We start from the raw sequence: 20,976 nt of genomic DNA, 5'->3' as shown, positions 1-20,976 counted from the left end.
CGTGAACGGCCTCAACACCATCCTGATCGTCCTCGGCCTGTTCCTGGCCGGCGGCGTCTACTCCTTCCACAAGCAGCAGATGCCCAAGTCGGTCATCGTGCTGCTCGCCATCGGCTCCGCGATGTGTCTGGCCGCCGGAGTCCTGCGGATCCAAGGAATCTGGGAATGAGCGCAACAAAGAGCGTGGTCGTCTTCGACTACGGCTTCGGCAACGTCCGCTCCGCCGAGCGCGCCCTCGCCCGCGTCGGGGCGGACGTCGAGATCACCCGCGACTACGACAAGGCCATGGACGCCGACGGACTCCTCGTCCCCGGCGTCGGCGCCTTCTCCGCCTGCATGCAGGGCCTCAAGGACGTCCGCGGCGACTGGATCATCGGCCGCCGGCTGTCCGGCGGCCGCCCCGTCATGGGCATCTGCGTCGGCATGCAGATCCTCTTCGAGCGCGGCATCGAGCACGGCGTCGAGACCGAGGGCCTCGACGAATGGCCCGGCACCGTCGGCCCGCTCAAGGCCCCGATCGTCCCCCACATGGGCTGGAACACCGTCGAGGCCCCGGCCGACAGCCAGGCCTTCGCCGGGCTGGACGCCGACGCCCGCTTCTACTTCGTGCACTCCTACGCCGCGAAGGACTGGAGCCTGGAAGTCACCAACCCGCTGATCCGCGCCCCGAAGGTCACCTGGGCCACGCACGGCGAGCGGTTCGTCGCGGCGGTGGAGAACAGCGCCCTGTGGGCCACCCAGTTCCACCCCGAGAAGTCCGGCGACGCCGGAGCCCAGCTCCTCACCAACTGGATCGAGACCCTCTGATGCCGAAGACGCTGGAACTCCTCCCCGCCGTCGACGTCCGCGACGGACAGGCCGTCCGCCTCGTCCACGGGGTGTCCGGCAGCGAGACCTCCTACGGTTCCCCGCTGGAGGCGGCCCTCGCCTGGCAGCGCTCCGGCGCCCAGTGGCTGCACCTGGTCGACCTGGACGCCGCGTTCGGCACCGGTGACAACCGCGCCCTCGTCGCGGAGATCACCGCCGCCATGGACATCAAGGTCGAACTCTCCGGCGGCATCCGCGACGACGCCTCGCTGGCCGCGGCCCTCGCCACCGGCTGCACCCGCGTCAACCTCGGCACCGCCGCCCTGGAAACCCCCGAATGGGCCGCCAAGGCCATCGCCGAGCACGGTGACAGGATCGCGGTCGGGCTCGACGTGCGCGGCACCACCCTCAAGGGCCGCGGCTGGACCAGCGAGGGCGGCGACCTGTACGAAACCCTCGCCCGCCTCGACTCCGAGGGCTGCGCCCGGTACGTCGTCACCGACATCGGCAAGGACGGCACGCTCACCGGCCCCAACCTGGAGCTGCTGAAGAACGTCTGCGCCGCCACCGACCGGCCCGTCGTCGCCTCCGGCGGCATCTCCTGCCTGGACGACCTGCGGGCGCTGTCGGAGCTGGTGCCGCTGGGCGTCGAAGGCGCCATCGTCGGCAAGGCCCTGTACGCCAAGGCATTCACCCTCGAAGAAGCCCTGAAGGTGGTCTCCGCATGAGCAGCCCCTCCGAAGTCCGCCGCATCTCCTCCGGCGGCCCCTACGAGGACGTCATCGGCTACTCCCGCGCCGTCCAGCTCCCCAACGGCCTCGTCCTCGTCTCCGGCTGCACCGCGGCCGACGGCGGAGGCCCGTACGACCAGGCGATCACCGCCTTCGGCGTCGCCTTCAAGGCGCTCGCCCAGGCCGGTCTGGGGCCGGAGCACGTGGTCCGCACCCGCATGTACCTCACGCACGCCCGCGACGTGGACGACGTGGGCCGCGCCCACAAGGAACTGTTCGACGCGGTGCGCCCCGCCGCATCGATGATCATCGTCTCCGGCTTCGTCGACCCGGGCATGGTCGTCGAGGTCGAGGTCGAGGCGTACAAGGGAGACGCGGCATGACCCTCGCCGTACGCGTGATCCCCTGCCTGGACGTGGACAACGGCCGGGTCGTCAAGGGCGTCAACTTCCAGAACCTGCGCGACGCCGGCGACCCGGTGGAGATGGCCAAGCTGTACGACGCCGAGGGCGCCGACGAGCTGACCTTCCTCGACATCACCGCGTCCTCCGGGAACCGCGAGACCACGTACGACGTGGTGCGCAGGACCGCCGAGCAGGTCTTCATCCCGCTCACGGTCGGCGGCGGCGTCCGCACCGCCGACGACGTCGACAAGCTCCTGCGGGCGGGAGCGGACAAGGTGGGCGTGAACACGGCCGCCATCGCCCGCCCCGAGCTCATCCAGGAGATCGCGGAGCGCTTCGGCCGCCAGGTCCTCGTCCTGTCGGTGGACGCGCGGCGCACCGAGTCGGGCTCCTTCGAGGTCACCACCCACGGCGGCCGCCGGGGCACCGGCATCGACGCCGTCGAATGGGCGCACCGGGCGGCGGAGCTGGGCGCGGGCGAGATCCTGCTCAACTCGATGGACGCGGACGGCACCAAGGACGGCTACGACACCGAGATGATCGCGGCCGTACGCAAGCACGTCTCGGTCCCGGTGATCGCCTCGGGCGGCGCGGGGCGTCTGGAGCACTTCCCTCCGGCCATCGCGGCGGGGGCGGACGCGGTGCTGGCGGCGTCGGTGTTCCACTTCGGCGATCTTCGGATCGCGGAGGTCAAATCCGCGCTGCGCTCCGCGGGTCATCCCGTCCGCTGATCCCGGGTGCGGCCCGGTGGCCGCGCCTCAATCGCCGGCGGGGCTGGGTTTGTGCGGCCTGACCGGCCAGGGGGCTGGCTTCGAGGTGGGGCGGTGCCCCTGCGGGGGCTCTCCTCGGCTTGCGAACCTTGGCTGGATCGGAGTCTGGAGCCGTGGTTGGTTCGCCGCGCCTGCGGGGAGCCCCCGCAGTGTCCCCGCCCCACGGCCCCTGCGTGGATCGGCCCGGGTGGGGGTGCGGGGACGGCGGGGGGTGTCCCCGCAGGCGCGGCGAACCAAACCCCCCGCACTTCGGATCCTGCCAAGGTTCGCAAGCCGAGGAGACACCCCCCGGCGGCCCCGTGCCCCCACCCCGCACTCCGGTCCCGCCCAGGGGACACCCACCAGCCCCGCCGGCGATTGAGGCGCGGGCACCGGCCCCAGCGGGAGTCAGACGCCCAGCTCGGCCGTCGTCAGTTTGGCGACGGCCTCCTTGTCGCCGTCGAGGGTCACCGCCGCGGCGTCCTGCCGGCCGAAGCAGAACAGCGTCAGCTCGCCCGGCTCGCCGGTCACCGTCACCACCGGCGCACCCTTGTGCGCCACCGCCGTCTGTCCGTTCGGGCGGCGCAGCACCAGGCCCACCGGCGAGCGGCGGCCGGTCAGCCGGGCCAGCTTCTCCAGGCGGGACCACAGCGAGTTGGAGAACACCGGGTCCAGCTCCCGCGGGGACCAGTCCGGCTGGGCCCGGCGCACGTCCTCCGCGTGGACGTAGAACTCGACCGCGTTCGCGGCCTCGTCGATCTGCTTCAGCGAGTACACCGACATCCGCGGCGGACCCGTCCGGATGAGCTGGATCAGTTCCTCGTACGGCTTGGCCGCGTACTCGGCCATGGCCTTGTCCAGGCGGGCCTTCAGGACGTTGAGCAGGAGCCCGCCCGCCGCGTCCGGCCGACGCTCCCGCACCACCACGTGCGCGGCCAGGTCCCGGCACGTCCAGCCGTCGCACAGAGTGGGGGCCTCCGGGCCGGCCGCCTCCAACAGGTCGGCCAGCAGCAGGCGTTCACGCTTCGCATGGGTAGACATGCCAGCCAGCGTACGCGCCGGGGCGCGCCGGGCGCCCGCCCAGCAGGCGGACGGGGACCATCGTGTCCGTCCGCGCCCGGCACAATGGCCCCATGAGTACGTCCCCCCGCCCCGGCACCCTCGATCCCGCCGTCGCCGCGCGCCTCAAGCGCTCCGCCGACGGACTGGTCCCGGCCATCGCCCAGCAGTACGACACCGGCGAGGTGCTCATGCTCGGCTGGATGGACGACGAGGCCCTGCACCGCACCCTGACCACCGGCCGCTGCACGTACTGGTCCCGCAGCCGCCAGGAGTACTGGGTGAAGGGGGACACCTCCGGCCACTTCCAGCACGTGAAGTCCGTCGCCCTGGACTGCGACGGCGACACCGTGCTCGTCCAGGTCGACCAGGTCGGAGCCGCCTGCCACACGGGCGCCCGTACCTGCTTCGACGAGGATGTCCTTCTCCGCGCCGCAGACTAGGTAGGGTCCCGAGCCATGGATCTTGAGACGTTCCGCAAGCTCGCGGCCGACCGCCGCGTGATCCCCGTGAGCCGCAAGCTGCTGGCCGACGGGGACACCCCCGTCGGGCTCTACCGCAAGCTGGCAGCCGAACGCCCCGGCACCTTCCTGCTGGAGTCCGCCGAGAACGGCCGCTCCTGGTCCCGGTACTCCTTCGTCGGCGTACGCAGCGACGCGACGCTGACCGTCCGGGACGGCGAGGCCCACTGGATCGGCACCCCGCCCGTCGGCGTCCCCACGGGCGGCGACCCCCTCGACGCCCTGCGCGTCACCATCGAGGCCCTGCACACGCCCCGGGACCTCGCGGGAGGCATGCCGCCCTTCACCGGAGGCATGGTCGGCTACCTCGGCTACGACATCGTGCGCCGCCTGGAGCGCATCGGCGAGCACACCGCCGACGACCTGCGGCTGCCCGAGCTGACCATGCTGCTCACCTCCGACCTGGCGGTCCTGGACCACTGGGACGGCACGGTCCTGCTCATCGCCAACGCCATCAACCACAACGACCTGGACACCGGGGTCGACGAGGCGTACGCGGACGCCGTCGCCCGCCTGGACGCCATGGAGGCCGACCTCGCACGGCCCGCCCCCTACACCCCGGCCCCGCTGCCCGTCTCCGAGCTGCCCGAGTTCTCGGCGCTGTGGGGCGGCGAGAAGTACCAGGCCGCCGTCGAGGACATCAAGGAGCGGATCCGGGCCGGCGAGGCCTTCCAGGTGGTGCCCTCGCAGCGGTTCGAGACCCTCTGCACGGCCTCCGCGCTGGACGTGTACCGGGTGCTGCGGGCCACGAACCCGTCCCCGTACATGTACCTCTTCCGCTTCGAGAACGGCTTCGACGTGGTCGGCTCCAGCCCCGAGGCGCTGGTCAAGGTCGAGGACGGGCGGGCCATGGTCCACCCCATCGCGGGCACCCGCCACCGCGGCGCCACCCCGCAGGAGGACCACGACCTCGCCGAGGAGCTGATGGCCGACCCGAAGGAGCGCGCCGAGCACCTGATGCTCGTCGACCTGGGCCGCAACGACCTGGGCCGGGTCTGCGAGCCGGGCTCCGTCGAGGTCGTCGACTTCATGTCCGTCGAGCGGTACTCGCACGTCATGCACATCGTCTCCACCGTCACCGGGCGGGTCGCCGAAGGCAAGACCGCCTTCGACGTGCTCACCGCCTGCTTCCCGGCCGGCACCCTCTCCGGCGCCCCCAAGCCGCGCGCCATGCAGATCATCGAGGAGCTGGAGCCCTCCCGCCGCGGCCTCTACGGCGGCTGCGTCGGCTACCTGGACTTCGCCGGGGACTCCGACACGGCCATCGCCATCCGCACCGCGCTGCTGCGCGACGGCACGGCGTACGTGCAGGCCGGCGCCGGGGTCGTCGCCGACTCGGTGCCCGAGCTGGAGGACAACGAGTGCCGCAACAAGGCCGCCGCGGTGCTGCGCGCGGTCGGAGCGGCGAACCGCCTCAACGGCTCTTGAGGGCGTAGGGGATAGTGGGGTACGTGAGTGCCGTACCCCCGCCCCGATCCGATGCCGCCTCCGAGCCCGACGAGGCTCCCGACAGCCGTAGCGGCCGCCGCAGCGTGGCCGTCGCGCTGCTGCTCGGCGCGCTCGGCGCGACCGTCGTCCTGCTCGCCTCCGGCCGCGTCTGGGCCCGGGGCACCACCGCCATCGGATCCGACGCCCTCCACCTGAGCGCCGACGGCCGGGACGTCTCCGGCCTCCCCGCGGCGCTGGCCATCGTGGGCCTCGCCGCGCTGGTCGCCGTCTTCGCCGTACGCGGCAAGGGCCGGGTGCTGGTGTCGGGGCTGCTGGCCCTCAGCGGCCTGGGCGCGGCGCTGTCCGCCGTCTTCGGCCCGGACGGGCGCCGGGCCCTGGACGCGCAGGCCGCCCGTACGACCGCGGACACCGCGGCGCACGTGGCCGGCCTGACCCAGACCGCGTGGCCGTACGTCACCGCCGCCGGAGCCGTCCTGATCCTGTTCGCCGGGCTGCTCGCGCTGCGGTTCGGCCGGAGCTGGCCCTCGATGGGCGGCCGTTACGAGCGGGACGGCAGCCCCCGTCCGCGTAGGGTCGCGGCGGTTGATCCGGACCGGCCGGAGGATCTGTGGAAGGCTCTGGACCGCGGCGAGGACCCGACCCGCTGACGGACCCCCCGTGGACGGCCGCCCCGCCCCGTGCGGGACAATGGTCACGGAGCGTCGACACAGACCGCGCTTTCCGCACCGCATCACCATCGCGACAGAGCAACGAGGAGCAACTCATGGCGGGCACGAGCCACGGACACACCCCGGCCGCCTGGACCGGTGTCGTCATCGCATTCATCGGTTTCTGCGTCTCCGGCGCCTTCATGGTGATCGCGAACCCGCTCGGCTTCTGGGCCGGTCTGGTCGTCGTCGCGCTCGGCGGTGTCGTCGGCCTGGCGATGAAGGCCGCGGGCATGGGCGCGCCGAAGGCCCAGCACAAGGACCTCGCCGAGGTCATCGCCGCCAACAAGGTCCCCGCCAAGGTCTGAGCGGCGCCTTTCGCTCTTCCGGGCGCATGAGGCGCGGCCGAAAGGCGCGGCCCCGTCGGGCTGCGCCTTTTGCCATGACTGGAGAGAATCAGCTGGTGGACGCCTCCCGTTCCCCCGATGTCCCGCCGCCGTCGTTGTCCTGGGTGCCCCCGGGGCCCGCGGAGCGGCCCTCAAGGGCCCGGCGGATGGCCGCCCCGGCGCTCTACCTGGCCGCGGCCGCGTCGGCCTTCGCGTACGTGGGCGCCGTGGACCCCAACGAACCGGGCCACTACCCGGTCTGCCCGATGCTGCGGCTGACCGGGATCCTGTGCCCCGGCTGCGGCGGGCTGCGCAGCGCGCACGCGTTCGCCCACGGCGATCTGATCACCGCTGCCGGGGCGAACGCCCTCGCCGTCGTCGGCTACTTCGCCTTCGCCGCCTTCATGGCCGTGTGGCTGGTTCGCGCCTATCGCGGCGGGCCCGTTCCCAGGCTCGCCCTGCGGCGGCCGCACTGGTGGGGGCTCGGCGTGCTCGCGCTGGCCTTCGTCGTGGTCCGAAATCTTTCTTTCGGGGCGGCGCTGGCGCCCTGAGCCCGTGAGCAGGCCTGATGAGGGCCCGATTCCGGATGTCCAGTTACTGGGACGCCGTCAACCGCGTGCGGAGCGCGACGCCTCCTGCGGATACCATTTGATTGCTGACCTCGCAGGTGTACGTGTCTGCAAGGCGGCCGACCGTCATCGACCCGGAAGGGGGCCGCTCGCGTGAGTGTGCTCGACGAGATCATCGAAGGGGTCCGCGAAGACCTTGCCGAACGGCAGGCCCGCGTGAGCCTCGACGAGCTCAAGGAGCGTGCCGCCAAGGCGCCCCAGGCCAAGGACGGCGTCGCCGCTCTGCGCGGCGACAGCGTCAAGGTGATCTGCGAGGTCAAGCGCTCCAGCCCCTCCAAGGGCGCGCTGGCCGCGATCGCCGATCCGGCCGGGCTCGCCGCCGACTACGAGGCGGGCGGTGCGGCGGTCATCTCGGTCCTCACCGAGCAGCGCCGGTTCGGCGGCTCGCTGGCCGACCTGGAGGCCGTCCGCGCCCGCGTGGACATCCCGATCCTGCGCAAGGACTTCATCGTCACGGCGTACCAGCTGTGGGAGGCCCGTGCCTACGGCGCCGACCTCGTGCTGCTGATCGTCGCGGCCCTGGAGCAGGAAGCCCTCGTCTCCCTGATCGAGCGGGCCGAGTCCATCGGCCTCACCCCGCTCGTCGAGGTGCACGACGAGGAGGAAGTGGAGCGCGCGGTCGCCGCCGGCGCCAAGATCATCGGCGTCAACGCCCGTAACCTCAAGGACCTCAAGGTCGACCGCTCCACCTTCGAGCGCGTCGTCGGCGAGATCCCGGCCCACATCGTCAAGGTCGCCGAATCCGGCATCCGCGGGCCGCACGACCTGATCGCCTACGCCAACGAGGGCGCCGACGCCGTCCTCGTCGGGGAGTCCCTGGTGACCGGACGCGACCCGAGGGCGGCCGTGGCCGACCTCGTCGCGGCCGGCGCCCACCCCGCCCTGCGTCACGGGCGGAGCTGACCCCGCCCATGGCCCACCACCCGCCCTCCGTCAGCCCGCAGTCCGCGCCCCCGGCAGCTCGCCGCGGCGCGGTCGGCGTGCCGGCGGCGTACGCGCCCCTGGCGCGTGGCTGCCGCCCCCGCGGTTGCCGCGCACCGGCCCGGCGGGTGCACGGGCGGCGGGTGCGGTATGTGATCGGCTCCGAGCCCGGTCAGGTCAACGGCATGCGATGGCGTCGCGGAGGCGCGCTGTAACGAGGGCCGCCGCGGCCCGGTACCCCGACGTACCGCGCCGCGCCCAGGCCCCGTGCGGCCGGCGCCCCGAGCCGCCGGCTTCGGGCGCGGTCTCCTCGTACCGACACACCACCGGTCCCCGAGCGGGACGCGTGTGTCCCGTGCGAGCGGCGCAATACGGTGAACCCACTCGTCGCATCCCGTAGGAGCACTGGCATGTCCAGCCAATACTTCATTCCGGACCCGGAGGGTCACGTTCCGAACGCCGAGGGCTACTTCGGCGACTTCGGAGGCAAGTTCATCCCGGAGGCGCTCGTCGCCGCCGTGGACGAGGTCGCCGTCGAGTACGAGAAGGCCAAGACCGACCCCGCCTTCGCCGCCGAGCTGAACGACCTGATGGTCAACTACACCGGCCGCCCCAGCGCCCTCACCGAGGTGCCCCGCTTCGCCGAGCACGCGGGCGGCGCGCGGGTCTTCCTCAAGCGCGAGGACCTCAACCACACCGGCTCGCACAAGATCAACAACGTGCTGGGCCAGGCGCTGCTCACCAAGCGCATGGGCAAGACCCGGGTCATCGCCGAGACCGGAGCCGGCCAGCACGGCGTGGCCACCGCCACCGCCTGCGCGCTCTTCGGACTCGACTGCACCATCTACATGGGCGAGATCGACACCCAGCGCCAGGCCCTCAACGTGGCCCGGATGCGCATGCTGGGCGCTGAGGTCATCGCCGTGAAGTCCGGCTCGCGGACCCTGAAGGACGCCATCAACGAGGCGTTCCGCGACTGGGTCGCCAACGTGGACCGGACCCACTACCTCTTCGGCACCGTCGCCGGCCCGCACCCCTTCCCGGCCATGGTCCGCGACTTCCACCGGGTCATCGGCGTCGAGGCCCGCCGCCAGATCCTGGAGCGCGCCGGCCGCCTGCCCGACGCCGTCGCGGCCTGCGTCGGCGGCGGCTCCAACGCCATCGGCCTGTTCCACGCCTTCATCCCGGACGCCGACGTCCGGCTGGTCGGCTTCGAGCCCGCCGGGCACGGCGTCGAGACCGGCGAGCACGCCGCCACGCTGACCGCCGGCGAGCCCGGGATCCTGCACGGCTCCCGCTCCTACGTCCTCCAGGACGAGGAGGGCCAGATCACCGAGCCGTACTCCATCTCCGCCGGCCTGGACTACCCGGGCATCGGCCCCGAGCACTCCTACCTCAAGGACTCGGGCCGCGGCGAGTACCGCGCGGTCACCGACGACGCCGCCATGCAGGCCCTGCGCCTGCTGTCCCGCACCGAGGGCATCATCCCGGCGATCGAGTCGGCGCACGCCCTCGCCGGCGCCCTGGACCTCGGCAAGGAGCTGGGCGAGGACGGCCTGCTGGTCGTCAACCTGTCCGGGCGCGGCGACAAGGACATGGACACGGCGGCCCGCTACTTCGGGCTGTACGACGGAACCGAGGGGGAGACCAAGTGAGTGCCAGCGAGAAGACCGGGCGCATCCAGCTGCTGATCGACACCCTCGCCAAGGCGAAGTCCGAGGACCGCGCGGCCCTCGTCGCCTACCTCCCCGCAGGCTTCCCGACCGTCGACGGCGCCATCGAGGCGGTCAAGGCCGTCATCGCGGGCGGCGCGGACGTGGTCGAGGTCGGTCTGCCGCACAGCGACCCGGTCCTGGACGGCGCGATCATCCAGACCGCCGACGACATCGCCCTGCGCGGCGGCGTCAAGATCGCCGACGTGATCCGCACGGTCCGCGAGGCGCACGAGGCGACCGGGGCCCCGGTCCTGGTGATGACGTACTGGAACCCCATCGACCGCTACGGGGTCGAGCGGTTCACCGCCGAACTGGCCGCGGCCGGCGGCGCCGGCTGCATCCTGCCCGACCTGCCGGTGCAGGAGTCCGCGCTGTGGCGCGAGCACGCTGAGAAGCACGGTCTGGCGACCGTCTTCGTCGTGGCCCCCAGCAGCAAGGACGAGCGACTGGCCACCATCACGGAGGCCGGCTCCGGCTTCGTCTACGCCGCCTCCCTCATGGGCGTCACCGGCACCCGCGAGTCGGTCGGCAACCAGGCGCAGGACCTCGTACGGCGCACCCGCGCCACCGAGGGCGCCCGCCGCGGGCTCCCCGTCTGCGTCGGCCTGGGCGTCTCCAACGTCGAACAGGCCAGGGAGGTCGCGAGCTTCGCCGACGGGGTGATCGTCGGCTCGGCCTTCGTGAAGCTGCTCCTGGACGCGCCGGACCTGCCGGCCGGGCTGGAGGCCGTACGGGCGCTGGCGGGCGAGCTCGCGGAGGGCGTGCGCCGCAGCTGACGTGCGCGTTCGATCGAAAGTACGGATGCTTGAGCGGGTTCTGTAGCCCGATCGGGTGGAAGTGGGAGCAGGGAGGCACGAGAGTGCCTCCCTGCTTCGTTTGGCGGAACGTGAGCGAGAAGAACGACGGTGCGAACCGCGATGCGACGAAACGATCGGCCCGGGAGCGACTCCTCGTGGAGCGCGAGCGGCAGAAGACCCGGGACAAGCGCCGGCGGACCCTCATCGTGGCGGCGGCGGTGGTCGGCGTGCTCGGCCTGGCGACCGTCGTCGGCGTGATCGCGGCCAATACCGGCAAGGACTCCGGCTCCGCGAAGGCGGGCCCCGTGGTCGCCCCCTCCGGGGCCACCGGCAAGGACGCCCTCGCGATCCAGACGGGCAAGGCGGAGGCCAAGTCCACCCTGACCGTGTGGGAGGACTTCCGCTGTCCCGCCTGCAAGCAGTTCGAGGACAACTACCGGGACACCATCCACGACCTGGAGGCCAAGGGGCTGCTCAAGGTCGACTACCACCTGGTCACGCTCATCGACGGGAACATGAGCGGCAGCGGATCGCTGAAGGGCGCGAACGCCGCGGCCTGCGCGCAGGACGCCGGCAAGTTCACGGCGTACCACGACCTCCTCTTCCAGAACCAGCCGCAGGAGATCGACGACGCCTTCGGCAAGAACGCCAGGCTGCTGGAGCTGGCGGGCAAGGTGCCCGGGCTGGACACTCCCGAGTTCCGCTCGTGCGTCGAGGACGGGACGCACAACAGCTGGGTGGCCAAGTCGCACGAGGCCTTCGCCGCCGGGAAGTTCCGGGGCACGCCGACCGTGCTCCTGGACGGCAAGAACATCTTCTCCGACGAGAAGAACCCGCTGACCCCGCAGAAGCTCAGGGAACAGGTCGAGGGCGCGGCCAAGGGCTCCGGGGCCGACGCGGTGAAGGGGTCGGGGAAGTCCGCCTCGCCGTCGGCGTCACCGTCGGCCTCTCCGTCGGGCGGGGGGTTGCGGACGGCCTCGAAGAGCGCCTCGCACTCCCCCTCGCAGAATTAAGACCGGCCGCTCAAGGTCTGGATTTGGTTTCGTCTTGCCGGGCGGGTTGCGGTCCGCACCGCCCGGCAGGGTAGCGTCATGTCTGCCATGGACATTGCTTACATCCCCAGTCCGTCGACCGGCGTGATCCATCTCGGACCGATCCCGCTCCGCGGCTACGCGTTCTGCATCATCATCGGCGTCTTCGTCGCCGTCTGGCTCGGCAACCGGCGCTGGATCGCTCGCGGCGGAAAGCCGGGCACGGTCGCGGACATCGCCGTGTGGGCGGTGCCGTTCGGCCTGGTCGGCGGTCGCCTCTATCACGTGATCACCGACTACCAGCTCTACTTCGGCGAGGGCCGCGACTGGGTCGACGCCTTCAAGATCTGGGAAGGCGGCCTCGGTATCTGGGGCGCCATCGCGCTGGGCGCCGTGGGCGCCTGGATCGGCTGCCGCCTGCGCGGCATCCCGCTGCCGGCCTGGGCGGACGCCCTGGCCCCCGGCATCGCGCTGGCCCAGGCCTGCGGCCGCTGGGGCAACTGGTTCAACCAGGAGCTGTACGGCCGGGCCACCGACCTGCCGTGGGCGGTGGAGATCAGCGCCGGCCCCAACCGGGACGCGGGCACCTACCACCCGACCTTCCTGTACGAGTCGCTGTGGTGCATCGGCGTCGCGCTGCTCGTGATCTGGGCCGACCGCCGCTTCAAGCTCGGCCACGGGCGGGCGTTCGCCCTGTACGTCGCCGCGTACTGCGTCGGCCGCAGCTGGATCGAGTACATGCGGGTCGACGAGGCGCACCATGTCCTCGGCCTGCGCCTGAACGTGTGGACCTCGATCGTGGTCTTCGTGCTGGCCGTGGTCTACCTGGTCCTGTCGGCGAAGCTGCGGCCGGGCCGGGAGACGGGCGTGGAACCGGATGCCTCCGGCGGTGAGGGCGGTGAGGGTTCGGCTCCGGCCGACGCGGCTGCCTCCGGCGACGAGGCTTCGGCTCCCGCCGACGCGCCTGCCTCCGGTGACGAGGCTTCGGCTCCGGCCGACGGGGCTCCCGTGAAGGCGACCGTTCTGACGAAGGACGTGCCCAGCGGCGAGAGCGGGCGCTGACCGTACGTTTTCCGGGTGCGGCCCGGTGCCCGCGCCTCAATCGCCGGCGGGGCTGGGTCTGTGCGGCCTGACCGGCCAGGGGGCTGGCTTCGAGGTGGGGCGGTGCCCCTGCGGGGGCTCTCCTCGGCTTGCGAACCCGGGCGGGATCGAGAAGTGGCGGGGTGGTTGGTTCGCCGCGCCTGCGGGGAGCCCCCGCAGTGTCCCCGCCCCGCGGTCCCTGCGTGGATCGGCCCGGGTGGGGGTGCGGGGACGGCGGGGGGTGTCCCCGCAGGCGCGGCGAACCAAACCCCCCGCACTTCGGATCCTGCCAAGGTTCGCAAGCCGAGGAGACACCCCCCGGCGGCCCCGTGCCCCCACCCCGCACTCCGGTCCCGCCAGGGGACACCCACCAGCCCCGCCGGCGATTGAGGCGCGGCCACCGGGCCGCACCCGGGATTCAACGGGCCACGCGCGCGGCGAGCGCAAGGGTGCGGTGGGCCGCCGCCACCACCGCCGGGTCCACGAAGCGGCCGTCGGGGAGCGCCAGCGCCCCCGGCGTGGCGCGGGCCGCGTTCAGGACCTCCACGGCGGCGCTGACCTCCTCCGGCGCCGGGAGATAGGCCCGTTCGATCACCGGGAGCTGGCGCGGGTGGATCGCCGCGCGGCCGAGGAAGCCCAGGGACCGGCCGCGCTCGCAGGACACCGCCAGCGCCTCCACGTCCCGGATGTCCGGGAAGACGGACTGCGCGGGGGGCGCCAGCCCCGCCGCGCGGGCAGCCACCACCACCCGGGAGCGGCACCAGTCCAGGCCCGCCTCCGCGCTCACCGCCAGGTCGGCCCGCAGGTCCGCCTCGCCGAGGGAGAGCCCGCGCAGAGCGGGGTGCGCGCGGGCGATCTCGTACGCGCGCTCCACGCCCAGCGCCGATTCCAGCAGGGCGTGCAGGCTCACCCCGCCGGTGCGGAGCGCGACCGCGGTGACCTGTTCGGGGGCGCTGATCTTGGGCAGCCGCAGCCCCGCCAGGCCCCGGAGCCCGGCGAGGGCGCCGAGGTCGGCGCCGCCCCAGGGGGAGTCGAAGGCGTTGACGCGGACGTGGACGGGGACCGGGGGCCGCTCGTCGAGCAGTTCGGCCGTGGCGGCGCGGGCGTACTCCTTGCGGGAGGCCGGGACCGCGTCCTCCAGGTCCACGATGACGGCGTCCGCCCCGCAGCGCAGGGCCTTGGCGACCACGTCCGGCCGGTCGCCGGGGGCGTACAGCCAGGTCAGGATCACAGCGCGCCCTCCCTGCGCAGCGCGGAGATCTCGGCTCCGGTCAGCCCGAGCTCGGCCAGTACCTCCTCGGTGTCCGCGCCGTGCGGGCGGCCGGCCCAGCGGATCCCGCCGGGGGTCTCGGACAGCCGGAAGAGGATGTTCTGCATCCGCAGCGGGCCGAGCTCCGGGTCCTCGACCTCGGTGAGCGTGTCCAGGGCCGCGAACTGGGGATCGGCCATCACGTCCCGGATGTCGTAGACCTGCGCGACGGCCGCCTCGGCGTCCTCGAAGGCGGCGATCACGTCCTCGGCCTTGTGCCGGGCGATCCAGCCGCCGACCGCCTCGTCCAGGAGGGGCGCGTGGGCGGCCCGGCCGGAGCCGGTCGCGAACCACGGCTCGGCGATCAGCTCCGGCCGGCCGACCAGCCGCAGGACCCGCTCCGCGACGGACTGGGCCGAGGTGGAGACCGCCAGCCAGCGCCCGTCCGCGCTGCGGTAGGTGTTGCGGGGGGCGTTGTTGGCGGAGCGGTTGCCGGTGCGGGGCTGGACGTAGCCCAGCTGGTCGTACCAGAGCGGGTGCGGGCCCAGCACGGTGAGGATCGGCTCGATGATCGCCAGGTCGACGACCTGCCCGTGCCCGGTGCGGTCGCGGCCCGCGAGGGCGGTCATCACGGCGTACGCGGTGGTCAGCGCGGCGATGGAGTCCGCGAGCCCGAAGGGCGGCAGGGTCGGCGGCCCGTCCGGTTCCCCGGTGATCGCGGCGAAACCGCTCATCGCCTCGGCGAGGGTGCCGAAGCCCGGGCGGTGGGCGTACGGCCCCTGCTGGCCGAAGGCCGTGACACGGGCCAGGACCAGCCGCGGGTTCGCGGCGGACAGCTCGGGCCAGCCCAGACCCCACCGCTCCAGGGTGCCGGGGCGGAAGTTCTCGATGACCACGTCGGCGGTGGCGGCGAGGCGCAGAAGGGTGTCCCGACCGCCCGGGGTGGACAGGTTGAGGGTCATCGTCCGCTTGTTGCGGCCGAGCAGCTTCCACCACAGGCCGACGCCGTCCTTGGCGGGGCCGTGGCCGCGGGACGGATCGGGGATGCCGGGGTGCTCGACCTTGACGACGTCGGCTCCGAAATCCCCCAGGAGGGTGGCGGCGAGCGGCCCCGCGAACAGGGTGGCGAGGTCCAGGACGCGGAGCCCCTCCAGCGGCCCGCTGGTGGTCACGAGCCGGCCCCGGACTGCGCCGCGGCGAAGGAGTCGGTCTCCGCGCGGGTCGGCATCGAGTCCTGGGCGCCCGGGCGCTGGACGGAGAGCGCGGCCGCCGCCGAGGCCCAGCGCAGCGCTTGCGGCATCGGCCGGCCCTCGCCCAGGGCCACGGCGAGGGCGCCGACGAAGGTGTCCCCGGCGGCGGTGGTGTCCACGGCCCGGACCCGGGGCGCGGGCACGGTGAGCGGCTCCCGGCCGCGCGCCGCGTACAGCGCTCCGGCCGCGCCGAGGGTGATCACCACTTCGGGCACGTCGTTCAGCAGGGCCGCCGCGGCCTGATGGGGGTCGGTGAGGCCGGTGAGGGCGGCCGCCTCGTGCTCGTTGGGGACCAGGAGGTCGACGGCGGCGAGGAGTTCGGCCGGCAGCGGCTGCACGGGGGCCGGGGTGAGCACCGTACGGACCCGGTGCGCGCGGGCTGCGCGGGCGCCGGCGAGGACGGCGGGCAGGGGCAGTTCGAGCTGGAGGAGGAGGGTGCCGGCGGCGGCGATGCGGGCCTCGTCGCCCGCCTCCAGGCCGGTGACGTGGGCGTTGGCGCCGGGGATGACGATGATGCTGTTGCCGCCCTCGTCGTCCACGGTGATGTGGGCGGTGCCGCTGGCGCCCTCGACGGTGCGCAGGGCCGCCGCATCGACGCCGGCCGCGGTGAGCGCGGAGCGCAGCCGTACGCCGAACTCGTCGGCCCCGACCGCGCCGATCATCATCACCTCCCCGCCGCAGCGGGCGGCGGCCACGGCCTGGTTGGCGCCCTTGCCGCCGGGGACCGTGCGGAAGGCGCGGCCGGTGACGGTCTCCCCGAGGCGGGGGGCCTTGGGGACGTAGGCGACGAGGTCCATGTTCGTACTGCCGAGCACGGCGATGGCCGTCATGAGCGTGCTGCCTCCTGTGCGGTGAGGTGGGCGAGGGTGTCGAAGCCGATGCCGTCGAAGCCGGGGACGGTGGTGGCGAGGCGGTTCTTGAGCGGGGCGCTCCAGCGGTCCGGGATGCCCTGCGGTGAGCCGGCGATCAGTCCGGCGAGGGCGCCGGCGGTGGCTCCGTTGGAGTCGGTGTCCCAGCCGCCGGACACGGCGCGGCAGACGGAGTGCGTGAAGTCGCCGTCGGCGTGGGTGAGGGCGGCGGTGATCAGGGCGGTGTTGGGGACGGCGTGGACCCAGTGGTAGTGCCCGTAGCGGGCGTGCAGCCGGTCGACGACGAGGTCGAAGTCGGCGTGGCGGAGCTCGTGGGCGGTGGCGAGGGCGAACCGGACGGCCTCGGCGAGGCGGGAGCGGGGCGGTACGACGTCCAGTGCGGCCCGCAGCGCGGTGTGGACGTCGGCGTGGCCGGTGGCGGCGGTGGCGGTGGCGGCGGCGACGAACAGGGCGGCGTAGACGCCGTTGCGGGTGTGCGTCAGGGCGGAGTCCCGGTAGGCCTGCGCGGCGGCGGCGGCCGGGTCGCCGGGGTTGGTCCAGCCGTGGACGTCGGCGCGGATGAGGGCGCCGATCCACTCGCGGAAGGGGTTGCGGTGGGTGGCGGTGGCGGGCGGCTCCAGCCCGAGGAGCAGATTGCGGTACGCGATGCGCTCGGCGGTGAAGGTCCGCCCGGCCGGCAGCTCGTCGAGCCAGAGGCGGGCCACGTCGGCGGTGGTGAAGCCCTTGCCGTGCCGCTGGAGCAGGAGCAGCCCGAGCAGGGGGTAGTTGAGGTCGTCGTCCTCGGGCATGCCGTCGATGTTCTCGGCGAGGGAGGTGGAGGCGGAACGGCGGTTCCAGGGGTGCGCGGCCAGGATCTCCGGCGGGACGCCGCGGGCGGTGAACCAGTCGCGGATCGGCCAGTTGCCCGCGGCGCGGGCGAGGGTGCGGATGGCGTGCAGGGGCAGCTTCTCGACGGGCTTGCCGAGCAGACACCCGACGGCCCTCCCGACCCAGGCGGCCTCCAGCCGGGTCGCGAGGTGGGGGCTGCGGCCGGGGGCCGGGGCGGGCCGGGGGTGTGCCCCCGGGCCTCCCTCGGGCTGCAGCGGGGTCGCGGCCCCGGATTGCGGTCCGGTCGGTGCCACGGCGGGCCAGGTGGCGCGGATGGACTCCCAGGAGTCCGGTTCGTCGGTGGAGAGCGGGGAGGGGAGCTGCGCGAGCTCGTCCAACAGGCGCGAGGCCAGCGCATGCAGCTCCGGCGGGGCCGGGACGGGGGAGGCCCCGGCGCGGGCGGGGGCGGGGTGGCCGCCCGCAGCCAGCCAGGCGCGCCGGGCGGGCTCCAGGTCCCGCCCGTCCTCGGCCGCCTGGCGCAGCTCGTGGCCGATCAGGTCCTCGGGCTGCGCCCAGGTGAGCCGCACGTGCTCCGGGGCGGGGAGGGGGCGGGGTGGGGTCATCGGGGGGCCGTGAGGGTGGTGAAGGCCGACGCGTGGGAGCGGTGGCGGGACTGGTCGAGGGCGAAGATCTCGCGGGCCACGGCGGCCATCGACGCGGCCGGGGCGTGCAGGTCGAGGCGGCTGGCCTCGGCCACCTGCTTCGCCCAGGCGGCGGGGATCGCGGCTTCGCCGCCCAGGGCTCCGGCGATCGCCCCCGCCATGGTGGCGATGGAGTCGCAGTCCCGGCCGTAGTTGACCGCGCCGAGCACGGAGGTCTCGTACGCCCCGTCCGCGATCAGCAGCATGCCGAGGGCGATCGGGAGCTCCTCGATGGAGTGCAGACGGGAGGGGCGGCGGGCGCCGAGCGAGGGGTTGCGGTAGTCCGGGCCGACCGAGTCGTACGGGGCCACCGCCGCCCGGAGGGGAGCCAGGGCCGACTCGAAGTCCCGGTGGCGGGAGGCGACTTCCGTGACGGCGGCGATGGCCGGCCGGGTGCCGTCCTTCGCCAGGGACAGGGCCGTGTCCACGACGGAGGCGGCCGTCGCCCCCGGCGCGCAGGCCGCCGCGACCGCCGCCGCGAACACACCAGCGGCCTCCCGCCCGTACGAGGACTGGTGCGCGCCGGCGATGTCCAGAGCCTCCCGGTAAGCCCCTTCCGGATGGCCCGCGTTGGCGATGCCCACCGGCGCCATGTACATCGCCGCACCGCAGTTGACGATGTTGCCGGTGCCCGCCTCGCGCGGGTCGGCGTGCGCGTAGTGCAGGCGGGTGACGATCCACTTCTCGGCCAGGAAGATCCGCTGCAACGGCAGGGCGTCCGCCTCCAGTTCGGGGATCCAGCGGGGGACGGACATGAGGTCCGGGACCAGGTGCTCGGCGATCGCGTAGGCGTCGAGGTGGTCCCGTACGGCCTCGTAGACGCGTACCAGCGCGTGCGTCATCAAGGTGTCGTCCGTCACGTGTCCGTCGCCCTTGTGGTACGGGGCGATGGGGCGGGCCGTGCGCCAGTTCTCGTACCACGGGCCGACGATGCCGTGGATGCGGCCGCCGTGCCGTTCCACGATCTGGTCCGGGGTCCAGCCCTCCACCGGGCCGCCGAGCGCGTCGCCGACGGCGGCCCCGACGAGAGCGCCGGTGGCCCGGTCCTCCAACGTGAGCGTCATGTCCGAATCATCCCCTGGGGTGTGGGTGAGGTGAGTTCCGTACGCGCGAGGAGCGCGGCGAGTTCCACGAGGTCGGTGCCGGCGAGACGGGGCAGGGCGCAGCCGGAGAGGGTGCGGCAGGCTTCGCGCCAGGCGGCGGGGATCGAGCCGCCGCCGGTCAGCGCGCCGGTCAGCGCGCCGGCCAGGGCGGGGGCGGAGTCCGCGACGCGCGACAGGCAGGCGGCGGCCGGGACGGCCTCGGTCACTCTGCCGCGGGCGGCGGTCGCGAGGGCGAGGGCCACGGGGACGGTCTCGGCGGCGGCGATCCCGTAGCTGTAGACGTGGTCCACGATCTCGTGTTCGAGGGTGGGGACGATGGCGAAGGCGCCGCCGTCGGTGTGCGTACGGGCGAGGGTGACGGCGTGGCGGGCGTTGCGGCCGATCTCGGTGGTCCCGGGGAGCTGGGCGAGGGCGGCGTCGACGCAGGCGTCGACGCAGGCGTCGACGTCCGTGGTGGTGAGGGCGGTCGCGACGGCGGCGGCCATGGCGCGTGCGCCGTGGACGCCGTCGCCGTCCTGGGTGTAGCGGGCGTCGAACTCGGCGAGGTCGGCCGCCGCGCGGGCGTCGCCGGGGTGGACGACGGCGAGGACGCAGGCGCGGATGCAGGCTGCGTCGTCGAAGTAGTGCGGGTTGTCGTGGCCGGTGGCGGGCGGGCGCAGGCCGGCGGCGAGGTTGCCGAGGCCGGCGCGGACGGAGATCCGGGCGCGCAGGGGAAGCACGGCGGACTCGACCTCGGGCGCGCGTTCCGCTGCCGCGGCGACCTCGGAGGCCAGGGCGTTCCACGCGAGGTCGATGGCGGCGCGCATGCGTCTCGACCGACTGAGGTCGGAGAGCAGGGCGCCGGCGGCGGTGAGGACGGACTCGGCGACGAAGGCCGCCCACTCGGCGTCGTCGGAGGGGCCGAGGCGCAGCGGTTCGGGGGGCTGGTTGAGGGCGATGGGGACGGGGAGGGTGGTGGTGGCGTTCTGCTCGGCGAAGGTGTCGAGCTCGCGGGTGAGGCGGCGGGTCCACTCGGGCATCCGGCTGGCGCGGTGGCGCGCGGCGGGCCACCCGGCCGCGTCGCCTGCGGCGAGCCCGAGCAGGAGGCCCTCGATCCGGCGCTCCCCGGCCGAGGCCGTGGCCGAGGCCGTACGGGTCTGCGCGCGTGCGGTGTCTTCGGCCGCGCCGGGGGAGGACGCCGGGCTACGGACGACGGCCCGGAGCCCGATGGCGGCCGCGGGGGCCGTTTCCGGCACGCCGCCGCCTTGCGGTGCGGGGCGGCCCGCTGCTCCCCGTTCGCCCTGCGCGGGCGAGCCCGCGGGGAGCGCGGCCAGTGCTGCGCGTGGCCGGGCCTCGGGACCGCGTCCCCCAGGCGCGGCCGCGCGGGCCGGCTGCCCGTCGCCCGGCCGTTCCGGCGGGGCCGGCAGGGCGGGCGCGCCCCAGTGTTCCGGCGGGGCCGGCAGGGCGGGCGCGCCCCAGTGTTCCGGCGGGGCCGTGAGGGTGGCCGGCGCCGCGGCGGGCCGGGGCCGGTGCTCCGGCTGCACCGGGCGCGGCGGCCGGTCGTCGCCTGACGGTGCCGTCGGGTCGAGGCGCAGGCCCTCCGCCACGGGGTCCCGGTCCCGGCGCTCTCGACCGACCGCCGCGCCCGGTCGGGCGACTACCACCCAGCCCGGAGCAGCGGCCTCCCCGAACTCCGCCGGGCCCACCAGGCTCGCCTGGGGCGCCGGGCGGGCGGGGGCCGCCGGGTCTGCTGGGGCTGCGGGGTCCGCCGGGGCTGCGGAGTCAGCCGGGCTCGCCGGGTCCCCCTGGGGCGCCTGGCCTGCCGGGGCCGTGCGGTCTACCTGGGGTGCCGCATCCTGCGGACCCGTCTGCGTCGCCGGGCCCACCAGGCTCGCCTGGGGCGCCGGGCGGGCGGGGGCCGCCGGGTCTGCTGGGGCTGCGGGGTCCGCCGGGGCTGCGAAGTCAGCCGAGCGCGTCGCGGTCCCCCGGCCTGCCGGGGCCGTCCGGTCCGCCTGGGGTGCCGCGTCCCGCGGACCCGTCGGCGTCGCCGGGCTCGCCAGGCTTGCCTGGCGCGCCGGGCCCGTGGCGGCCG

Annotated in this window: 23 protein-coding genes; 16 read left to right on the top strand and 7 right to left on the bottom strand. The window is 74.1% G+C overall.

The window, feature by feature from the left end; all coding sequences use genetic code 11:
* Nucleotide 1 precedes the first annotated feature (1 nt).
* Genes AC07DU_RS18570 through hisF form a run of 5 tightly spaced genes read left to right on the top strand, consistent with a single transcriptional unit; the run spans nucleotide 2 to nucleotide 2,673 of the window.
* Nucleotides 2-169: a hypothetical protein gene (locus AC07DU_RS18570; RefSeq protein ID WP_360890602.1), complete on the top strand. Its 168-nt coding sequence runs from the start codon at nucleotides 2-4 to the stop codon at nucleotides 167-169.
* Nucleotides 166-807 (top strand): imidazole glycerol phosphate synthase subunit HisH, encoded by a 642-nt coding sequence (gene hisH / locus AC07DU_RS18565; RefSeq protein WP_361948782.1) that lies wholly within the window; start codon nucleotides 166-168, stop codon nucleotides 805-807. Before AC07DU_RS18570 ends, hisH begins: the two co-directional genes overlap by 4 nt.
* A complete protein-coding gene (priA, locus tag AC07DU_RS18560) occupies nucleotides 807-1,535 on the top strand; it encodes a bifunctional 1-(5-phosphoribosyl)-5-((5-phosphoribosylamino)methylideneamino)imidazole-4-carboxamide isomerase/phosphoribosylanthranilate isomerase PriA (RefSeq protein WP_360890596.1) in 729 nt (242 codons plus the stop codon). The genes hisH and priA overlap by 1 nt, the downstream gene beginning before the upstream one ends.
* Nucleotides 1,532-1,921 (top strand): RidA family protein, encoded by a 390-nt coding sequence (locus AC07DU_RS18555; protein ID WP_360890593.1) that lies wholly within the window; start codon nucleotides 1,532-1,534, stop codon nucleotides 1,919-1,921. The genes priA and AC07DU_RS18555 overlap by 4 nt, the downstream gene beginning before the upstream one ends.
* Nucleotides 1,918-2,673, top strand: coding sequence for an imidazole glycerol phosphate synthase subunit HisF (hisF, locus tag AC07DU_RS18550; protein ID WP_360890590.1), 756 nt, complete (start codon nucleotides 1,918-1,920; stop codon nucleotides 2,671-2,673). The genes AC07DU_RS18555 and hisF overlap by 4 nt, the downstream gene beginning before the upstream one ends.
* Nucleotides 2,674-3,099: 426 nt before the next feature.
* Here the strand turns inward: hisF and AC07DU_RS18545 are convergent, their stop codons facing one another.
* Nucleotides 3,100-3,732: a TIGR03085 family metal-binding protein gene (locus tag AC07DU_RS18545; RefSeq protein WP_360890587.1), complete on the bottom strand. Its 633-nt coding sequence runs from the start codon at nucleotides 3,730-3,732 to the stop codon at nucleotides 3,100-3,102.
* Nucleotides 3,733-3,824: 92 nt separating this feature from the next.
* Here AC07DU_RS18545 and hisI point away from each other — a divergent pair, with 92 nt between their 5' ends.
* The 11 genes from hisI to lgt all read left to right on the top strand — a co-directional run bounded on the left by hisI (nucleotide 3,825) and on the right by lgt (nucleotide 12,908).
* Entirely contained in the window at nucleotides 3,825-4,193 is a 369-nt protein-coding gene (hisI, locus tag AC07DU_RS18540) for a phosphoribosyl-AMP cyclohydrolase (protein ID WP_360890584.1), read from the top strand.
* Nucleotides 4,194-4,208: 15 nt separating this feature from the next.
* Complete coding sequence (locus tag AC07DU_RS18535) at nucleotides 4,209-5,699, top strand: anthranilate synthase component I (protein WP_479112338.1); 1,491 nt, start codon at nucleotides 4,209-4,211, stop codon at nucleotides 5,697-5,699.
* 14 nt (nucleotides 5,700-5,713) lie between these two features.
* Nucleotides 5,714-6,367, top strand: a complete 654-nt coding sequence (locus tag AC07DU_RS18530) for a TIGR02234 family membrane protein (RefSeq protein WP_360890578.1) — start codon at nucleotides 5,714-5,716, stop codon at nucleotides 6,365-6,367.
* A 116-nt stretch (nucleotides 6,368-6,483) separates the two neighbouring features.
* Nucleotides 6,484-6,735 carry an HGxxPAAW family protein gene (locus tag AC07DU_RS18525; RefSeq protein WP_360890575.1) on the top strand — a complete coding sequence of 84 codons (252 nt, stop codon included), beginning with the start codon at nucleotides 6,484-6,486 and terminating at the stop codon, nucleotides 6,733-6,735.
* A 74-nt stretch (nucleotides 6,736-6,809) separates the two neighbouring features.
* Nucleotides 6,810-7,304, top strand: a complete 495-nt coding sequence (locus AC07DU_RS18520) for a DUF2752 domain-containing protein (protein ID WP_479112335.1) — start codon at nucleotides 6,810-6,812, stop codon at nucleotides 7,302-7,304.
* 171 nt (nucleotides 7,305-7,475) lie between these two features.
* Nucleotides 7,476-8,285 carry an indole-3-glycerol phosphate synthase TrpC gene (gene trpC / locus AC07DU_RS18515; RefSeq protein WP_360890573.1) on the top strand — a complete coding sequence of 270 codons (810 nt, stop codon included), beginning with the start codon at nucleotides 7,476-7,478 and terminating at the stop codon, nucleotides 8,283-8,285.
* 8 nt (nucleotides 8,286-8,293) lie between these two features.
* Nucleotides 8,294-8,518: a tryptophan biosynthesis modulator TrpM gene (gene trpM / locus AC07DU_RS18510; RefSeq protein WP_479032715.1), complete on the top strand. Its 225-nt coding sequence runs from the start codon at nucleotides 8,294-8,296 to the stop codon at nucleotides 8,516-8,518.
* 195 nt (nucleotides 8,519-8,713) lie between these two features.
* Entirely contained in the window at nucleotides 8,714-9,958 is a 1,245-nt protein-coding gene (gene trpB / locus AC07DU_RS18505) for a tryptophan synthase subunit beta (RefSeq protein WP_453372365.1), read from the top strand.
* Nucleotides 9,955-10,794 (top strand): tryptophan synthase subunit alpha, encoded by an 840-nt coding sequence (trpA, locus tag AC07DU_RS18500; protein WP_360890564.1) that lies wholly within the window; start codon nucleotides 9,955-9,957, stop codon nucleotides 10,792-10,794. Before trpB ends, trpA begins: the two co-directional genes overlap by 4 nt.
* Nucleotides 10,795-10,904: 110 nt before the next feature.
* On the top strand, nucleotides 10,905-11,828 hold the full coding sequence (locus AC07DU_RS18495; protein ID WP_479112333.1) for a DsbA family protein: 924 nt from the start codon (nucleotides 10,905-10,907) through the stop codon (nucleotides 11,826-11,828).
* Nucleotides 11,829-11,915: 87 nt separating this feature from the next.
* Nucleotides 11,916-12,908 carry a prolipoprotein diacylglyceryl transferase gene (lgt, locus tag AC07DU_RS18490; RefSeq protein WP_479112331.1) on the top strand — a complete coding sequence of 331 codons (993 nt, stop codon included), beginning with the start codon at nucleotides 11,916-11,918 and terminating at the stop codon, nucleotides 12,906-12,908.
* A 436-nt stretch (nucleotides 12,909-13,344) separates the two neighbouring features.
* On the opposite strand, the gene AC07DU_RS18485 is transcribed toward lgt, so the two are convergent.
* From AC07DU_RS18485 to AC07DU_RS18460, 6 genes are read right to left on the bottom strand one after another with little or no spacing between them, the layout of a single operon-like run.
* Entirely contained in the window at nucleotides 13,345-14,157 is an 813-nt protein-coding gene (locus tag AC07DU_RS18485; protein WP_479032725.1) for an HpcH/HpaI aldolase/citrate lyase family protein, read from the bottom strand.
* A complete protein-coding gene (locus AC07DU_RS18480) occupies nucleotides 14,154-15,347 on the bottom strand; it encodes a CaiB/BaiF CoA transferase family protein (RefSeq protein WP_479112329.1) in 1,194 nt (397 codons plus the stop codon). The genes AC07DU_RS18485 and AC07DU_RS18480 overlap by 4 nt, the downstream gene beginning before the upstream one ends.
* A complete protein-coding gene (gene rbsK / locus AC07DU_RS18475) occupies nucleotides 15,344-16,255 on the bottom strand; it encodes a ribokinase (protein WP_479112327.1) in 912 nt (303 codons plus the stop codon). Before rbsK ends, AC07DU_RS18480 begins: the two co-directional genes overlap by 4 nt.
* The gene (locus AC07DU_RS18470) at nucleotides 16,252-17,724 is read right to left on the bottom strand and encodes an ADP-ribosylglycohydrolase family protein (RefSeq protein ID WP_479112325.1); all 1,473 of its coding nucleotides are present in this window, start codon (nucleotides 17,722-17,724) and stop codon (nucleotides 16,252-16,254) included. The genes rbsK and AC07DU_RS18470 overlap by 4 nt, the downstream gene beginning before the upstream one ends.
* Nucleotides 17,721-18,866: an ADP-ribosylglycohydrolase family protein gene (locus AC07DU_RS18465; protein WP_479112323.1), complete on the bottom strand. Its 1,146-nt coding sequence runs from the start codon at nucleotides 18,864-18,866 to the stop codon at nucleotides 17,721-17,723. Before AC07DU_RS18465 ends, AC07DU_RS18470 begins: the two co-directional genes overlap by 4 nt.
* Nucleotides 18,863-20,218, bottom strand: a complete 1,356-nt coding sequence (locus AC07DU_RS18460; protein ID WP_479112409.1) for an ADP-ribosylglycohydrolase family protein — start codon at nucleotides 20,216-20,218, stop codon at nucleotides 18,863-18,865. Before AC07DU_RS18460 ends, AC07DU_RS18465 begins: the two co-directional genes overlap by 4 nt.
* Between the last annotated feature and the right edge of the window lie 758 nt (nucleotides 20,219-20,976).

The organism is Streptomyces sp. NPDC045695 (genome assembly GCF_056432025.1).
This window is presented reverse-complemented; position numbering and strand designations above follow the sequence as displayed.

Bases quoted from the DNA above. Each gene is read 5' to 3' on its own strand.
- hisH (WP_361948782.1), top strand. From the start codon at position 166: ATGAGCGCAACAAAGAGCGTGGTCGTCTTCGACTACGGCTTCGGCAAC.
- priA (WP_360890596.1), top strand. From the start codon at position 807: ATGCCGAAGACGCTGGAACTCCTCCCCGCCGTCGACGTCCGCGACGGA.
- AC07DU_RS18555 (WP_360890593.1), top strand. From the start codon at position 1,532: ATGAGCAGCCCCTCCGAAGTCCGCCGCATCTCCTCCGGCGGCCCCTAC.
- hisF (WP_360890590.1), top strand. From the start codon at position 1,918: ATGACCCTCGCCGTACGCGTGATCCCCTGCCTGGACGTGGACAACGGC.
- AC07DU_RS18545 (WP_360890587.1), bottom strand. From the start codon at position 3,732: ATGTCTACCCATGCGAAGCGTGAACGCCTGCTGCTGGCCGACCTGTTG.
- hisI (WP_360890584.1), top strand. From the start codon at position 3,825: ATGAGTACGTCCCCCCGCCCCGGCACCCTCGATCCCGCCGTCGCCGCG.
- AC07DU_RS18535 (WP_479112338.1), top strand. From the start codon at position 4,209: ATGGATCTTGAGACGTTCCGCAAGCTCGCGGCCGACCGCCGCGTGATC.
- AC07DU_RS18525 (WP_360890575.1), top strand. From the start codon at position 6,484: ATGGCGGGCACGAGCCACGGACACACCCCGGCCGCCTGGACCGGTGTC.
- AC07DU_RS18520 (WP_479112335.1), top strand. From the start codon at position 6,810: ATGACTGGAGAGAATCAGCTGGTGGACGCCTCCCGTTCCCCCGATGTC.
- trpM (WP_479032715.1), top strand. From the start codon at position 8,294: ATGGCCCACCACCCGCCCTCCGTCAGCCCGCAGTCCGCGCCCCCGGCA.
- trpB (WP_453372365.1), top strand. From the start codon at position 8,714: ATGTCCAGCCAATACTTCATTCCGGACCCGGAGGGTCACGTTCCGAAC.
- lgt (WP_479112331.1), top strand. From the start codon at position 11,916: ATGGACATTGCTTACATCCCCAGTCCGTCGACCGGCGTGATCCATCTC.
- rbsK (WP_479112327.1), bottom strand. From the start codon at position 16,255: ATGACGGCCATCGCCGTGCTCGGCAGTACGAACATGGACCTCGTCGCC.
- AC07DU_RS18470 (WP_479112325.1), bottom strand. From the start codon at position 17,724: ATGACCCCACCCCGCCCCCTCCCCGCCCCGGAGCACGTGCGGCTCACC.
- AC07DU_RS18465 (WP_479112323.1), bottom strand. From the start codon at position 18,866: ATGACGCTCACGTTGGAGGACCGGGCCACCGGCGCTCTCGTCGGGGCC.